A 15,123-nucleotide genomic window follows, 5' to 3' on the forward strand; every position below is an offset into this window, starting at 1 on the left:
TAATTTGCTTATACGTTTTTCATCTAAGACCTCAACCTTGCCAGGAGCCTCCCATGGCGGACCAAGCACCACAAGTTGCCCTCAGTGACATCGCCGCGCGGCAGTTAGCCAACGCGACCAAGACCGTACCCCAGCTTTCCACCATTTCGCCGCGCTGGCTGGTGCACCTGCTGCAATGGCTGCCGGTCGAAGCCGGCATCTATCGCCTGAATCAGGTGAAGAACCCGCGCGACGTGCGCGTCGCCTGCGCGCAGCGCGACGAGTCGGTGCTGCCGCAGACCTTCGTCGATTACGACGAAAAGCCCCGTGAGTACTTCCTCAACGCCGTCACCACCATCCTCGACGTGCACACGCGCGTCTCCGACCTCTACAGCAGCCCGCACGACCAGATCAAGGAACAGCTACGCCTGACCATCGAGACGATCAAGGAACGTCAGGAAAGCGAGCTGATCAACAACAGCGACTACGGTCTCCTCGCCAACGTCGCCGATGAGCAGCGCATCTCGACGCTGACCGGCGCGCCGACGCCGGACGACCTCGACGACCTGCTCACCAAGGTGTGGAAAGAGCCGGCGTTCTTCCTGACGCACCCGCTGGCTATCGCCGCCTTTGGCCGCGAATGCACGCGCCGTGGCGTTCCGCCCCCGACCGTTTCGCTGTTCGGCTCGCAATTCCTCACCTGGCGCGGCATCCCGCTGATCCCGTCGGACAAGGTGCCGGTCGAGGACGGCAAGACGAAGATTCTGCTCATCCGCGTCGGCGACAAGCGTCAGGGCGTCGTCGGTCTCTATCAGCCGGGGCTGCCGGGCGAACAGAGCCCGGGCCTGTCGGTGCGTTTCATGGGCATCGACCGCAACGCCATCGCTTCCTACCTGATTTCGCTCTACTGCTCGCTGGCGGTGCATGCCGAAGACGCGCTAGCCGTTCTCGATGACGTGGAGATCGACAAGTACCATGCCTATCCCGACACCTACCGCTAATCCGCCGGCGTCGGCTTCCGCGCCGCCCGCCAGCGCAGCGGGGCTGCCGGACGAGGCGACGCTGGGTCGGCTGGCGAGCGAGTTCTTTCGCGCGCTGCCGGGCGGCGGCACCTCGCCGGCGTTCTCCGCCGCTTCGGCCTCCCCTGCCTCCCAGACGCCGCCTTCGTCGCTGCCTGACCCGACGCCGGCGGCCTCTGCCGATGCGGGCGTCAGCGCTCTGACGCTGGGTGAGACGGTGCCACGCATTCAGCCAGGCGCTGCGCCGGGTACCGCGTCCGCCGTGCCGACGACGCCGGTTGCGAACGAATTGGGTGTTCCGGAAGCCTATGCCGCAGCGCTGCCGTTCATTGCGCCGCTGAGTTCACCGACCAGCCTGCCGCCCCATGCACCGGCCGGAGCCGTCTCCTCGCCGTATTACTTTCTCGGCGAAGCGACGGCGCTCTCCTCGGGGCATGCCGCCCCGGCGGCAGAGCGCCGGGCGACAGAGAACCATGTCGTCGCGCATCCTTTCGAGCTTCCCGGCGATAGCGCCCTGCGGCGCGTACTCGGCGAGCTGGCGGGCGAACGCACGGCGCCGACGGCGCACCCTGCCGGCACTGGCTATTACTTCGTCGAACCAGCCATTCCAGCGGCTGCGGCGGCGACGCGCTTTCCGGCCTTTGACGTCAATGCCGTGCGCCGCGACTTTCCTATCCTCGCCGAGCGCGTCAATGGCAAGCCGCTGATCTGGTTCGATAACGCGGCGACGACGCACAAGCCGCAGGCGGTGATCGACCGGCTGGCGTATTTCTACACGCACGAGAACTCCAACATCCACCGCGCCGCGCATGAGTTGGCGGCGCGTGCGACCGACGCCTACGAAGGCGCGCGCAGCAAGGTGGCGCGCTTCATCGGCGCCGCTTCGCCGGACGAGGTGATCTTCGTGCGTGGCGCCACCGAGGCGATCAATCTCGTTGCCAAAACCTGGGGCCGGCAGAACATCGGCGAGGGCGACGAAATCATCGTTTCTCTACTTGAACACCACGCCAACATCGTTCCCTGGCAGCAGCTGGCGGCCGAAACCGGCGCCAAGATCCGCGTCATCCCGGTCGACGACAAGGGGCAGCTGCGGCTCGACGACTATCAGCGTCTGCTCAACGACCGGACCAAGCTGGTGGCGGTGACGCAGGTGTCGAACGCTCTCGGCACAGTGACGCCGGTGGCGGAAATCGTCGAGCTGGCGCACCGTGCCGGCGCGAAAGCGCTGGTCGATGGCGCGCAGTCGGTATCGCACATGCGCGTCAATGTGCAGGCGATCGACGCCGATTTCTTCGTCTTCTCCGGTCACAAGGTGTTTGCGCCGACCGGCATCGGCGTGGTTTACGGCAAGCGCGACATACTCGAAGCGACGCCGCCCTGGCAGGGCGGCGGCAACATGATTGCCGACGTCACCTTCGAACGCACGCTCTACCAGGGCGTGCCGAACAAGTTCGAGGCGGGCACCGGCAACATCGCCGACGCCGTTGGCCTCGGGGCGGCCATCGACTACGTCGAGCGCGTCGGCATCGAGAACATCGCGCGCTACGAGCACGATCTTTTGGCCTACGCCACGCAACGCCTCGCGCCGATTCCCGGCGTGCGCCTCGTCGGCACGGCGGAGCACAAGGCGAGCGTACTGTCCTTCGTGCTTGCCGGCTATCGTCCTGAAGAAGTCGGTCGTGCGCTGAATGAAGAAGGCGTCGCCGTGCGCTCCGGCCACCATTGCGCCCAGCCGATCCTGCGTCGTTTCGGTCTGGAAGCAACGGTGCGCCCGTCGCTCGCCTTCTACAACACCTGCGCCGAAGTCGACGTGCTGGCCTCGGTCGTGCAGCGACTGGCTCGCGGCAAAGGACGAGCGGTCGTCTGAGCGTCTGCCTGAGCAGCTTCTTCCCCGGCCAGTGCCGGGGAGGAATGTCTGCCGTCGGCAGCCAGCGCCTGCCCGATCCACCACAGAGCGCCCGCCGCCAGCAAGGCCATCACATCGACCCCGAGGCTCGCCGCGCTCTCATTGACCCACCAGCCAGTCGCCGGCCAGAGATAGCCGGTCAGTGACGCCAGCGGGATGGCCAGAGTAGCGCCCGCCGCCGCACGCGCCAGCCCGCGCGCGGCCTGATCGCCGCCACGCGCAAACGCCCATCCCAGCGCGGCGAGGAACGTGACGTAGTAGGCACCGCGATACCAGGCGGCCAGATCGTCCACCTGCCCGTGCAGGCATTTCGCCGCAACGAGGGAGAGCGAAATGCCGGCGATGCCGCCAAAGCAGACGCCGTGCGTCGCCGCCGCCATGAACCGTAGCGAGCGCGGCTCCCGCCCCTGCGCGCTGACAGCCTGACGCCGGCGGCTGACGATCCACAGCCGGTTGCCGGAATAGAACATGAAGGCGCCGGCCAACCCGAGCAGGAAATACCCCCAGCGCACCGGTTCACCGCCGAAGCTGCCAAAGTGCAGCGCAAAAAGCGCCGCGACCGGCGCGTCCCACGCGCTTTGCCGTCCGGGGAAGGCCTCACTGTTGAGGATCTCCCCGCTCACCGGGCTGACGACGAGCCAGCCGACCTGCCGCAGCATGTAGCGCGAATCCCGACCAATAATGCGCACGCTGGCGGCCGCCGTGCCGGCGTTGCGATAGGTCATGGAGATCGGCTCGAACTGCGGCGACAGCGCCTGCGCGCGCGCCAGCAGAGCCGCGGGCGGCAACATCGGTGCAGCCGCCGCCGTCGCGCCACGGGGTGGTGGCGGCATCCCCGCCTGCATCAAGGACTTGAGTTGATGGTCGTAGACCACCGCATCCTGCGCGTCGTAGATCGAGTCATGAAAGGCGAAAACCACCGCACTCAAGCCGATCAGCAGGTGAAAAGGCAGGCTGGTGATGCCCATGAGGTTATGTGCATCCATCCACATGCGCTTGAGATTGGCCCCCAGACGCAGGGCGAACAGATCGCGGACCAGGGACGGCAGCACCAGCACCAGTCCGGAAACGAGCGCGACGATATACATCAGGCTGACGCCCCCCATGACGTATTCGCCAAGCTCCTGCGTTCCCGGAATCGCCGCCGTGCGATGGATGACGTCGATCCACTGCGCCAGCGCCACAGGATGCAATTGCGTGATCTGCACCTGCCCGGCCGCGTCGAGCGCCGCCGACCAGGGTGCATCGTCGTGGCGCGACTTCCGCCAGGTCAGGCGCGCGGGCACGTCTTCCGTCTCACGCAGATCTAGCGTGAACTCGCGCGCCGCGTCGGGACGCGCCGCCAGCGTCTGCGCGATGAGCGCCTCGCTGTCGTGCAGGTCAGTCAAAGCCACCGCCCGTGGCGGTGCCGCCCAGCGCGCCAGCGGCTCCTTGAACATCGTCAGCGCGCCGGCATAGAAAGCGATGAAGAGCGCCAACCCGGCACAAATGCCCGTCCACGTATGAACGAGCCGGTAGCGGCGATAGAGATCGGTAGGGACGCGCATGTTCAGCTCAAGAGGGTCAGGCGAAGAAATGACGGCAGGCGAAAAGCCCGGCGAAGGCCGCAAGACTGGCGCCACCCAAGGCCTGCCAGGCCCGACGGCCGTTACGGAAAAGGAAGGCGGCATTCATCGCCGCGAGCCAGAGCGGTGCCAGCAACCACATGACGAACTGGTACTTGCCATGCGCCGCGATGCCACCCGGCCACAGCCAGGCGAAAAGCCCAGTCAGCGCCAGCGCCAGCGCCAGCCCGCCGAACACTCCGGCGCTCGTCACTGCCCACCACGTCGCCCCCGACCAGGCCCCGGCACGTCCCCCCCCGGACGGCGATGACGGACGTTTCGCGGCGGGCGACGAAGGATTGGCGCGCCGCTCACTGCCCCAGTCGTCCGCCCGATCAACAGAGCACGCTGCGGCCCGCCCGCTGGCTCGGAACGCATGTGCTGCCGGTGCGCGCGGCGCCCGTAGCTCAGAGCCAGCCACGACCGCGATCCCTGCCCCTATGCCGGCGCCGCCTATTCGGGCTCCTATGCCGGCCACCATACCCGCCCCAGCCCCCGGCACACGCGCCCTCCCGCGCCGACGCTCCCAGGCGAGCGCGAGCACCGGCAGCGCGGGAAATACCGCCATCAGCACCACCAGACTGCCAAACAGCGCCGTCGCCGGACTGACGCCCAGCCCCCAGACGACAAGCGCACCCACCGTCAGAACGGCGCCGCCCCCGATGCTGAAGTGTGCCGGCAGCGGGTGCGCGCGCCAGCGTTGCTGCCGGCTGCCAAGATAAAAGCAGAACGCCGCCGCCCCCCCCAACACCACCGCCAGCGCGCTCATGGACAATCCGCACCGGCGCAGGCCACGCCTGCGGGAAATAGGGCGAAAGGGGAACGAGAAGAATCACAGGAGTACGAGGCGACTGGGCAAACAGGCGGCGATAGCGCACCGGGCATGACGAAATCCTCGGAACACGGCGAGCAGAAGCCGCCGGCTGAAAAGAAAAACGCCACCCCCCAACCCGCAGCAGCGGATGGGAGCGTGGCGTTCAGGCGAAGGAAGGCCGCCAGGGCGGAGCAGGAAGATGGCGCACAGCGAAATCCAGAAAGGCAACGCGAGGGGGCGTTCTGGCTGGCTGTCCGGCAAAGCGGCCTGGCTGGCGAACCCGTTATTGCGAATTACTCGCAATTATTGACATGAGTGGCGGCTCCGTCAAGCCGGCGGCGTGCGGGAGGCAAGAGAGAGCAGCCAGCGCCGCGCTCGCCATGGCAGCAAATGCAACGCCAACCGACATGCGCCGACGCCGACCAACGCCCACTGTGCCCCCAGCCCCGCCCACCCCGACGATATATCGATAGAAAATTAACTTGCTTAGTGCCGGGCCTTCGCCTGACTACGATAGACGCCCTACGCAACTTTGCAGATGGCACGTTCATCATGGCGTTGGCAACAGACATCCCGCGCACCGGGCCGGCAATTACCCCGCCCCGCGCCTCGCTGGCCGAATTCTGGCTACCCTTCACCCCGAACCGCGATTTCAAGAAAGCGCCGAAACTCGTCGCCCGCGCCGAGGGCATGTACTACTACGACCCACAGGGCCGGCCGATCATCGACGGCGTCTCCGGGCTGTTCGCCAGCGCCGCCGGGCACGGTCGAGCGGAAATCGCGGAGGCCGTCGGTCAGCAGCTGCGCGAACTCGATTTCACCGCGAGCTTCTACCGCAGCCATCCGCTTGCCTTCACCGCCGCGCGCGCCATCAGCGAACTGACGCCCGACGGGCTCGACCGCATCTTTTTCGTCAACTCGGGTTCCGAGGCCGTCGACACGGCGATGAAGATCGTCCTCGCCTACCATCGCGCACGCGGCGAAGGGCAGCGCACAGTCTTCATCAGCCGCGAACGCGCCTATCACGGCGTCAACTTCGGTGGCGTCTCGCTCTCGGGGCTGGTGAATAACCGCCGCGCTTTTGGCGGCGTCGCCACGCCAGCGCCGCTCCTGCGTCATACCTGGCGCGCGGAAAGCGTCTTCAGTCACGGCCAGCCCGATACCGGCGCTGACCTTGCCGACGACCTGCTGCGCCTGATCGCCGTACACGGCGCCGAGAACATCGCCGCCGTCTTCGTCGAGCCGATTGCCGGTTCGACCGGTGTATTGGTGCCGCCGCGCGGCTATCTCGAACGCCTGCGGGCGATCTGCGATGCGCACGGCCTGCTGCTTGTTTTCGACGAAGTGATCACCGGTTTTGGCCGTACCGGTCGCGCCTTTGCGGCGCAGAGCTTCAAGGTGCGGCCCGACCTCATCACCATGGCGAAGGCGATCACCAACGGCGCACAGCCGATGGGCGCCGTCGCCGTCGACCGCCGGATTCACGACCAGATCGTCCACTCGGCACCGGAAGAGAGCATCGAGTTCTTCCACGGTTACACCTGGAGCGCACACCCCGCCGCCTGCGCCGCCTGCGTCGCGGCGCTCGACATCTATGCGCGGGAAAACCTGTTCGCGCGCGGCGCCGAGCTGAGCGCGTATTTCCAGCAGCGTGTCTTCAGCCTCGCCGATCTGCCCGCGGTCACGGACATCCGCGCCTACGGCCTCTTCGCCGGCATCGAACTGGCCCCCGCCGGCAAGCCCGGCGAACGCGGCTACCGCGTGCAGAAGGAGCTATTTGACGCCGGCCTGCACCTCAAGACGACCGGTGACGCCGCCATCCTCGCACCGGCGCTGATCGCCAGCCCGGCGCACATCGACGAAATCATCGACGTGCTGCGCCGCGTGCTCGTCTGTCATTCCGCCTGAGTCGGCAGCGACCCGGGCGCGTACCACTCCACTCCGCATGACTCCCTCGACTTTCACGGCAGGAACCCCATGACTCGCAAACGACACTACCTCCTCAGCTCGCTCACCCTGATCGCGGGCCTCTTCTCCCTTTCAGCCTCGGCGGACCAGAAGGAAGTCACTATCGCCTACCAGGACATGGTGGTGCCCTGGCGCGTTGCCCACGAAGCCGGCGAACTCGAGAAGGCGACCGGCTACAAGATCAACTTCCGCCAGTTCGCCGGTGGCGGCGACGTCATCCGCGCGCTCGCCTCCGGCCAGGTGAGCATCGGTGAAGCCGGCTCGGCGCCGATCGCTTCGGCGGTCTCGCAAGGCCTGCCGATCGAACTGTTCTGGATTCTCGACGACATCAACGAAGCCGAAGCGCTGGTGGCGCGCGATGGCAGCAACGTGAACTCGATCGCCGACCTCAAGGGCAAGAAGATCGGCGTTCCCTTCACCTCGACGACGCACTTCCACACGCTGGTCGCGCTGCAGCACGCCAGGGTCAATCCCAACGACGTGCAGATCGTGAACCTGCGTCCGCCAGAAATCGCCGCCGCCTGGGAGCGCGGCAACCTCGATGCGACCTTCATCTGGGACCCGGTGCTGTCGAAGGTGAAGAAGAGCGGCAAGGTGCTGACCACGTCCGGCGAAATCTCGAAGCAGACCGGCAAGACAACCTTTGACGGCATCGTCGTCAATCAGGCGTGGGCGAAAGACAACGCCGATTTCCTCGTCAAGTTCGTCAAGGTGCTGGCCAAGGCCGACGAGAACTACCGCAAGAACAAGGCGAAGTGGACCGCCGACTCGGCCGAAGCCAAGGCCGTCGCCAAGATTTCCGGCGCCAAGGTCGAAGACGTGCCGGCGACGATCGCGCTCTATCGCTTCCCGACGCTTGAAGAGCAGGCGTCGTCGCGCTGGCTCGGCGGCGGCAAGGATGGCGGTGCCGCGCAGTCGCTGCTGGCGACGGCCAACTTCCTGAAGTCGCAGGGAACGATCGCCAACGTGCTGACCGACTACTCGGCGAACGTCACGCCGGTCTTCGTACAAAAAGCCGCCAAATGAGCCTCGCCGCCACCTCTGCCGCCGTTCGCGCCAGCGCCGATGCCGCGCTCCGGATCGCCTCACCCGCGACAGCGCAGCCCAGCGACGCGAGCAGCGTGGCGGCAGGGCTGGCGGCAGGCGTGACGGAGTTGGCAACCGCCTCAGCAGCGCGGGCGCTATCGGTGCACGACCTGTCGGTGCGCTTTGCCGGCAACGGTCAGGACACGCTGGCGCTGTCACAGGTCAACCTCGACATCGCCGCCGGCGATTTCGTCGTTGCACTCGGCGCCTCGGGCTGCGGCAAGACGACGTTGCTCTCCTGCATCGCCGGTTTCATCACCCCCTCCGCCGGCGAAATCCGGCTGGGGGACGTGCCGGTGCGTGGCCCCGGCGCCGAGCGCGGTGTCGTTTTCCAGAAACACGCGCTGATGCCCTGGCTCGACGTACTCGGCAATGTCGAATTCGGCTTGCGCATGCGCGGCGTCGACGCGACCACGCGGCGCCAGATCGCGCTCGACAAGATCCGCGCCGTCGGCTTGGAGCACTGTGCGCGGCAGCCCGTCTACACCCTCTCCGGCGGCATGCAGCAGCGCGTCGGCATCGCGCGCGCGTTGGCCTCGAACCCGGAAGTCCTGCTCATGGACGAACCGCTCGGCGCGCTCGACGCGCTAACGCGCGAGCAGATCCAGGAGCTGATCCTCAAGCTCTGGCACGCCGAGCGCAAAACGGTGTTTTTCATCACCCACAGTGTCGAGGAGGCGCTCTTTCTCGCCTCGCACCTGATCGTCATGGCGCCGTCGCCGGGGCGTATAGAGCACCGCTTCGAGCTGCCTTTCTCGCGCCGTTTCATTGAGTGCGGCGATGCCCGCGCGGTCAAATCAGCCGCCGATTTCATCCGCGTGCGCGAAGAAATCCTGACGCTGATCCAGCGTCGTCCGCATTGACGCGTTGAAACATTGAAAGACTCCGCCGTGCCTCCGTCCGATCACGCCCACGCGCTGCGCCCCGGCTTTTCGCTGGCCGAGGCCCGGCGCAGCACGCCCCGTCAGGAACCCGCCGCGCTCCTCAGCGCCAGCTTCGCCGCCGCAGCGACGCCGGCAGAGACGGCTCATGACACCCCCGCAAGCCACGCGGCCAAGCCGCTGCCGCTGGCGCGTAGCCACAATTTTCCGGCCAGCGGTCACTGGCCGCTGGTGTCGCTCGCCAGCGCGGTCGTCCTGCTTCTGCTCTGGTGGATCAGCACACAAGCCGGCTGGCTGACGCCGCTGGTCCTGCCGTCGCCCGCGGCGGTCGGCGATGCCTTTCTCGCCGCGCAGCGCGGCGAACTGCAGGGCGGACACAGCCTGTTAGAGCACTTCGCCTGGAGCACTGGCCGCGTGCTCGCCGGTCTTCTGCTCGCCTGCCTGACGGCGATTCCGCTCGGCCTCTTGATGGGCGTCTCGCGACTGGCGCGCAGCGTCTTCGACCCGCCGATCGAGTTCTACCGGCCGCTGCCGCCGCTCGCCTACCTGCCGCTGATCGTCATCTGGTTCGGCATCGACGAGACGGCGAAGGTGCTGCTCATCTATCTTGCCTGCTTTGCGCCGCTGGTCGTCTCGGCGCGTGCTGGCGTGCGTTCGGCGTCCGCCGAGCAGATCAACGCCGCGCAATCGCTCGGCGCCACGCGCTGGCAGGTACTGCGGCATGTGATCCTGCCGGCGGCGCTGCCGGAAATCCTCACCGGCGTGCGCATTGCCGTCGGCTTTGGCTGGACGACGCTGGTCGCCGCCGAACTCGTTGCCGCCACCGTCGGCCTCGGCCAGCTGGTGATGAACGCGTCGAACTTCCTGCGTACCGACATCGTGCTCATGGGCATCCTCGTCATCGGCACGGTGGCCGGTGTTTTCGACCTGGTCATGCGGCAGGTGGAGCGCCGGCTGGTGCCGTGGAAAGGGCACCGCTGAGGCTGCCACCCCGGAATACCCTGCCCAATATGCATATAAGCAATCGGTCGTTCCCGCGTCGTCAGCGGCTGGCTAGAGTGAAATTCCCTGACGCAAGGCTCGCCCGCCTTCATGGAGTACGGCCAATGCCCTCTTCCACCGCAACGATCATTGATTTCGCCGACGCCCGCCGCGAACAGCAGCGCCAGCAACGCCGCGTCGAACTCGCCAACGCCCGCCGCGCCATCGCCCAGCAGCTTTTCGCCGCGCCGAACGGCGCGCTCTTTCCGCACGTGGCGCTACCCGGCGCTGTCGGGCCATCCGCGACGCCTTACGCCGCCTATGCGCACTACCCCCCCTACGCGCTGGGCCCGGCCTTCCAGCCGCGACAAAGGATCGGCTAGCGTGTACAAGGAAAGCACCTCGCCGAATGAGGAGGGTGACGCCACGGCGCTGCTCGACCCGCCCAGTCGCCCGAAAGCGCACAAGGTCGTCGCCCCGCCCCCGCCAGCGTTCGCTCCCGCCGCCGCGCACCTCGCGCATGATGACGACGACGAACTGCCGCAACTGGTCGGCAAGAATCTGAAAAAACTGCGCAAGCAACACCGCTTTTCGCTCGACCGGCTGGCGCAGCGCTCCGGCGTCTCGCGGGCGATGCTCGGGCAGATCGAACTTGGCCGCAGCGTGCCGACGATCCGCCTGTTATGGCGCATTGCCCAGGCCTTCAAGGTGCCGGTATCGGCCTTCCTCGACGATGGCGAGAACGCGTCGACTGTGGTGCTGACGCGGCAGGAGTCGCGCGTTCTGGCCTCGCATGACGGACAGGTCACCTCGCGCGCACTGTTTCCGTTTCACGGCAGCCGGCAGGTCGAGTTCTACGAGATGCGCTTCGCGCCGGGCATTCTCGAACGCTCCGATCCGCACCCGCCCGCGACGACCGAAAATCTCGTCGTCGCCAGCGGCGAACTGGAACTACAGGTCGATACCCACAGCTATCGCCTCGGCACCGGCGACGCCATCCATTTCGACGCCGACGTCGCCCATTCCTACCGGAATCCGGGCGACGTCGATGCGCAGGCTTTTGTGGTCATCAGCTATCCGGACGAAGCCGAGTATCGCTAGATCCTCCGGCGGGGATGCGGGCTGCGCGTCCCTCCCCGCCGCGCACGACTTTTCAGTGCATGCACATCATCATCGGCATGCCGCCGGCCATCATCATCATCGGCGTACCGCACATCATCATGCGGTTCATCATGTCGCAGCACATGGTCATCATCTTCATGGGCATCGCCGGGGTCGGCGTCATCATGACCATCATGCCCTTGCCGGTCATTTCCATGCTCATCGCCGGCATCATCGGCATGCCACACATCATCATCATTGGCATGCCGTTGCAGGTCATCATCATCGGGATGCCCTTTTCCATCATCGACTGCATCATCATGCAGCAGTCTTTCATCATGTCCATGGTCATGCCCTCGGAGGGCGTCATCATGCACATCATTCCCTTGTCGTTCATTTCGCAGTTCATATGAACCATCATCGCTGGCGCCATGCCCATCATCGGCATGGGCATCGGCATCGACATGGGCATCGTGGTCGGCATCTTCATCGTGGCTTTCATGATTTTCTCCTGGATCGTGGAAGGGTTACTGCTTTGCTTGACTTCACTATAGCCCTACGCCGTCAGAATTCAATACATAAGTCACTGTTTTAATTAATTTATTTTCCCATATAACGGAAATACTGTCAGGATATTGGAGACGTCGCCACGCGCCCGATATGGATCGACGAAAATCATCGTTCTCCACCAGGCCCGTCCGCCTTACGCTCTGCCAAAACGCCGAGGGATCGCCATGAACGCACCCACCGACACGCAACAACTCGCCAGCGACAACTACGCCGGCATCTGCGCCGAAGCCTTCGCCCACCTGGAGGCCGCCAACGCCGGCCATGCCATCGCCTATGGCGACGACGTCTGGACCGCGCGCGCCAAAGCCGCCATCGAAGACGTCTTCGAAACGGCTTGCGAGGTGCACTTCGTCTTCAACGGCACGGCAGCGAATTCGCTGGCGCTGTCGGCGATCTGCCAGTCCTACCACAGCGTGATCTGCCACGAGCTGGCGCACATCGAGACCGACGAATGCGGCGGCCCCGAGTTCTTCTCCAACGGTTCCAAACTGCTGCTCGGCGGCGGCGCCAACGGCAAGCTGACACCGGCCGCAGTGGAAGCGATTTTTCGCAAACGCAGCGACATCCACTACCCGAAACCGCAAGCTGTCAGCCTGACGCAGGCCACCGAAGTCGGCACGGTCTACACCCCCGACGAACTGGCAGCGCTGCAAGCGACAGCCCGCCGCTTGGGGCTGCACCTGCACATGGACGGCGCACGACTCGCCAACGCGCTCGCCTCGCTGGGCGCGCGGCCGAAAGAGATCACCTGGCAGGCCGGCATCGACGTACTGTGTTTCGGCGGTACAAAGAACGGCCTTGCCGTCGGCGAAGCGGTCGTCTTTTTCAATACCGCGCTCGCCCGCGACTTTGCCTACCGCTGCAAGCAGGCCGGGCAACTCGCCTCGAAAATGCGCTTCGTCAGCGCGCCCTGGCTGGGCCTCCTCGACAACGATACCTGGCAGCGCAATGCCGCCCACGCCAACGCCATGGCGCAACGGCTGGCCAAGGGGCTGGAGCCTCTGCCGGGCGTACACCGCCTCTTCCCGGTCGAGGCCAATTCGGTCTTCGTCAGCCTGCCGGAAGCCGTCATCACGCGACTGCACGCGGCGGGCTGGCGCTTCTACACCTTCATCGGTGCCGGCGGCGTCCGCCTGATGACGTCGTGGAACACCCGCGAGGAAACCGTCGACGCCTTCATCGCCGCCACACGGCAAGCGCTAGGCGAGACTACGCCAGCGCCCGCTGCGGTCGCGAACTCCCTTGACGCCTGAGAGTTGCGACCAGGCCTTCTGCCGGTTTCAGCGCTTCTGCCTGCTTTATCTGTTTCGCCACCAGGAGAAGCGCGGCGCGACCGGTTTCGCGCGCGGCGAGTCACTCCCGCGCGCGAACGCCGTCGGCGGTGGCTTTACGCCCCGGCGCTGTACGCCGCGTACTTGTCGAGCAGCCGGCGCGGCGGCTTGAACGCATCGCGGCGGAAGGGGTCGCCGAGCGCCTGCGTCAGGCGCAGGTTGATCACCGTCGGCCGGTTGCTGGCGATCGCTTCCTGCAGCGCGCTGCCGACCTGATCCTCGTGCTCGACGGTGATACCGTGGCCGCCCATCGCTTTCGCCACCTCGGCGAAGTTCGGGTTGGCGAGATCGGTGCCGAGGAAGCGGCTGTCGAAGTAGTCGATCTGGTTGCGCTTCTCGGCGCCCCACTGGCCGTTGTCGAAGACGACAGCGATTGCCGGGATGTTCTCGCGCACGCAGGTGAGCACCTCGGCCAGACTCATTCCCCAGGCGCCGTCGCCGACGTAGGCGATCGACGGCCGGTCGGGACGGCCGACCTTGGCGCCGATGGCGGTCGGATAGGCGTAGCCGCAGTTGCCGAAAGCCATCGCCGCGAAGAACGAGTTGGGTTCCTCGAACTGCAGGTAGCTGTTGGAGACCGAGCAGACATTGCCGATGTCGGTGGCGACCATCGCGTTCTTCGGTCGTGCCTTGGCCAGTTCGGCGAGCGCACGGCGCGGGTCGACGCGGCCCGCCTCGTTGGCGCCGCGCAGGCTGTCGAGTTCCTGCTGCCACGCGGCGCGCGCGGCGCGGATGGCGGCAATGCGCGCTTCATTGCGCGGCCGTTCGCCGTGCAGGCTGCGCAATTCGCCGTAGATCGCCGCCGCGGCAGCCTTGGCGTCGCCGTGGATGCCGACCTCGACCGGCTTGACCAGCCCGATGACGCGAAAGTCGGCGTCGACCTGGATGATGCGTGCGTTCTTCGGCCAGTAATCGAGCCCGTATTGCGGCAGCGTGCCGAAGGGGCCGAGGCGGCTGCCGAGTGCGAGGACGACATCGGCCTGCGCGATCAACTTCATCGCCGCTTGCGACCCCTGGTAGCCGAGCGGGCCGGCGGCGAGTTCGTGGCTGGCGGGGAAGGTGTCGTTGTGCAGGTAGGAATTCACCACCGGCGCTGTCAGATGTTCGGCGAGCGCAGTGAGTTCGGTGAGCGCGCCGGCGCTGCCAACGCCGCCTCCGGCAACGATCACCGGGAACTTCGCCGACGCCAGCAGTTCTGCCGCACGTCTGATTGCCGCGCTGTCGCCAGCGCCGCGCTGCACCGGGAAGGGCCGCGGAATCTCGGTTTCGATCTCGCCGTAGAAGTAGTCGCGCGGGATGTTCACCTGCGTCGGCCCGCGTTCGTGCAGCGCGTAATGGAAGGCGCGCCCGGTCAGCTCGGCGATGCGCGACGGGCTGTTCACGTGCGTCTGCCACTTGGTGATCTTGGAGAAGATCGGCAGCTGCTCGGTTTCCTGGAAACCGCCGAGGCCGGCGGTAAGGCTGCCCGATTCGGGCGTGATCGCGACCACTGGCGAGTGCGCCCAGTAGGCGGCGGCGATGGCGGTGACGAAATTGGTGACGCCGGGGCCGTTCTGCGCGATGCAGACGCCGTGCCGGCCGGTGGCGCGCGCGTAGCCATCGGCCATGTGCGCGGCGTTCTGCTCGTGCGCGGTCGAGATGAAGCGGATGCCGGCCAGCGGGAAGAGGTCGTGCGCGTCCATGTAGGCCGAGCCGACGATGCCGAAGACGTCGGTGACGCCCTGCGTCACCAGCGTTTCGACGAAGGCTTCCGACGGCGTGACGCGCTGCCTGCCGGTGTATACGCGACGGGCCTCAGTCATGGCGCGCCCCCGCGAAACAGCGAGAAACGGCAAGCGGGCGGTGGCGGCGGAGTTGATGCGTCATTTCCGGTGGTCCTCGTG

The 15,123-nt window shown here is 66.4% G+C and carries 15 protein-coding genes; 12 read left to right on the forward strand and 3 right to left on the reverse strand.

Annotation, left to right across the window (positions count from 1 at the left end; translation table 11 throughout):
- The first annotated feature begins 53 nt into the window (after window positions 1-53).
- Both GHK24_RS04955 and GHK24_RS04960 read left to right on the forward strand, forming a co-directional pair.
- Complete coding sequence (locus tag GHK24_RS04955; protein ID WP_153469875.1) at window positions 54-980, forward strand: family 2A encapsulin nanocompartment shell protein; 927 nt, start codon at window positions 54-56, stop codon at window positions 978-980.
- Window positions 955-2,865 carry a family 2A encapsulin nanocompartment cargo protein cysteine desulfurase gene (locus GHK24_RS04960; protein WP_153469878.1) on the forward strand — a complete coding sequence of 637 codons (1,911 nt, stop codon included), beginning with the start codon at window positions 955-957 and terminating at the stop codon, window positions 2,863-2,865. Before GHK24_RS04955 ends, GHK24_RS04960 begins: the two co-directional genes overlap by 26 nt.
- Here the strand turns inward: GHK24_RS04960 and GHK24_RS04965 are convergent.
- Both GHK24_RS04965 and GHK24_RS13585 read right to left on the reverse strand, forming a co-directional pair.
- The gene (locus tag GHK24_RS04965) at window positions 2,784-4,451 is read right to left on the reverse strand and encodes a PepSY-associated TM helix domain-containing protein (protein ID WP_194286378.1); all 1,668 of its coding nucleotides are present in this window, start codon (window positions 4,449-4,451) and stop codon (window positions 2,784-2,786) included. The genes GHK24_RS04960 and GHK24_RS04965 overlap by 82 nt on opposite strands.
- A gap of 16 nt (window positions 4,452-4,467) precedes the next feature.
- Window positions 4,468-5,277, reverse strand: coding sequence for a hypothetical protein (locus GHK24_RS13585; protein WP_228384538.1), 810 nt, complete (start codon window positions 5,275-5,277; stop codon window positions 4,468-4,470).
- Window positions 5,278-5,391: 114 nt separating this feature from the next.
- Between GHK24_RS13585 and GHK24_RS04975 the strand changes: the two genes are divergently transcribed.
- The 10 genes from GHK24_RS04975 (at window position 5,392) to GHK24_RS05015 (ending at window position 13,162) form a co-directional block, all read left to right on the forward strand.
- Window positions 5,392-5,637, forward strand: a complete 246-nt coding sequence (locus GHK24_RS04975) for a hypothetical protein (protein WP_153469884.1) — start codon at window positions 5,392-5,394, stop codon at window positions 5,635-5,637.
- 237 nt (window positions 5,638-5,874) lie between these two features.
- Complete coding sequence (gene aptA / locus GHK24_RS04980; protein WP_153469887.1) at window positions 5,875-7,230, forward strand: omega-aminotransferase AptA; 1,356 nt, start codon at window positions 5,875-5,877, stop codon at window positions 7,228-7,230.
- A gap of 69 nt (window positions 7,231-7,299) precedes the next feature.
- Window positions 7,300-8,316: a taurine ABC transporter substrate-binding protein gene (tauA, locus tag GHK24_RS04985; RefSeq protein ID WP_153469890.1), complete on the forward strand. Its 1,017-nt coding sequence runs from the start codon at window positions 7,300-7,302 to the stop codon at window positions 8,314-8,316.
- Complete coding sequence (locus GHK24_RS04990) at window positions 8,313-9,239, forward strand: taurine ABC transporter ATP-binding protein (RefSeq protein WP_153469893.1); 927 nt, start codon at window positions 8,313-8,315, stop codon at window positions 9,237-9,239. Before tauA ends, GHK24_RS04990 begins: the two co-directional genes overlap by 4 nt.
- A gap of 27 nt (window positions 9,240-9,266) precedes the next feature.
- On the forward strand, window positions 9,267-10,238 hold the full coding sequence (locus GHK24_RS04995; protein ID WP_340666105.1) for an ABC transporter permease: 972 nt from the start codon (window positions 9,267-9,269) through the stop codon (window positions 10,236-10,238).
- 125 nt (window positions 10,239-10,363) lie between these two features.
- Entirely contained in the window at window positions 10,364-10,621 is a 258-nt protein-coding gene (locus tag GHK24_RS05000; protein WP_153469896.1) for a hypothetical protein, read from the forward strand.
- A gap of 1 nt (window position 10,622) precedes the next feature.
- Window positions 10,623-11,339, forward strand: a complete 717-nt coding sequence (locus GHK24_RS05005) for a helix-turn-helix domain-containing protein (RefSeq protein ID WP_340642660.1) — start codon at window positions 10,623-10,625, stop codon at window positions 11,337-11,339.
- Window positions 11,340-11,398: 59 nt separating this feature from the next.
- On the forward strand, window positions 11,399-11,752 hold the full coding sequence (locus GHK24_RS05010; RefSeq protein WP_153469902.1) for a hypothetical protein: 354 nt from the start codon (window positions 11,399-11,401) through the stop codon (window positions 11,750-11,752).
- An 18-nt stretch (window positions 11,753-11,770) separates the two neighbouring features.
- Complete coding sequence (locus GHK24_RS13780; protein ID WP_277986403.1) at window positions 11,771-11,893, forward strand: hypothetical protein; 123 nt, start codon at window positions 11,771-11,773, stop codon at window positions 11,891-11,893.
- Between the two features lie 180 nt (window positions 11,894-12,073).
- Window positions 12,074-13,162 (forward strand): threonine aldolase family protein, encoded by a 1,089-nt coding sequence (locus GHK24_RS05015; RefSeq protein WP_153469905.1) that lies wholly within the window; start codon window positions 12,074-12,076, stop codon window positions 13,160-13,162.
- 134 nt (window positions 13,163-13,296) lie between these two features.
- On the opposite strand, the gene xsc is transcribed toward GHK24_RS05015, so the two are convergent.
- Window positions 13,297-15,042: a sulfoacetaldehyde acetyltransferase gene (gene xsc / locus GHK24_RS05020; protein ID WP_153469908.1), complete on the reverse strand. Its 1,746-nt coding sequence runs from the start codon at window positions 15,040-15,042 to the stop codon at window positions 13,297-13,299.
- Between the last annotated feature and the right edge of the window lie 81 nt (window positions 15,043-15,123).

Source organism: Rhodocyclus gracilis (assembly GCF_009617575.1).
In the GTDB taxonomy this organism is placed as follows: domain Bacteria; phylum Pseudomonadota; class Gammaproteobacteria; order Burkholderiales; family Rhodocyclaceae; genus Rhodocyclus; species Rhodocyclus gracilis.